The following is a 263-nucleotide window of genomic DNA, read 5'->3' on the forward strand; positions in this document are numbered from 1 at the left end:
ACGGGGCCGACATCGTGATCTGGCCAGAAGCGGCAATCCCGATGTGGCATGACCAGGCCAAAGAATATCTTGCTGAGCTTGAGGCGTTAGCCGATCAGGCAGGCACCTTGTTAATGATTGGCGTCCCGGTACGCGAGGCGGATGGCCGCGCCTATAATGCAGTGGTAAGCCTCTCCGATCCCTCAGGCTTCTACTACAAACGCCACCTGGTGCCCTTCGGTGAATATGTTCCGTTTCGGGATCTTTTGGGGTCGGCCCTCGAA

General features: G+C 57.4%; 1 protein-coding gene. It reads left to right on the plus strand.

Going from position 1 to position 263, the window contains the following annotated elements:
• Nucleotides 1-263: nitrilase-related carbon-nitrogen hydrolase (locus tag B3182_RS13500; RefSeq protein ID WP_292753081.1), on the plus strand; the 263-nt coding region annotated here is incomplete at both ends.

The organism is Methylophaga sp. UBA4204 (assembly GCF_002379485.1).
In the GTDB taxonomy this organism is placed as follows: Bacteria; Pseudomonadota; Gammaproteobacteria; order Nitrosococcales; family Methylophagaceae; genus Methylophaga.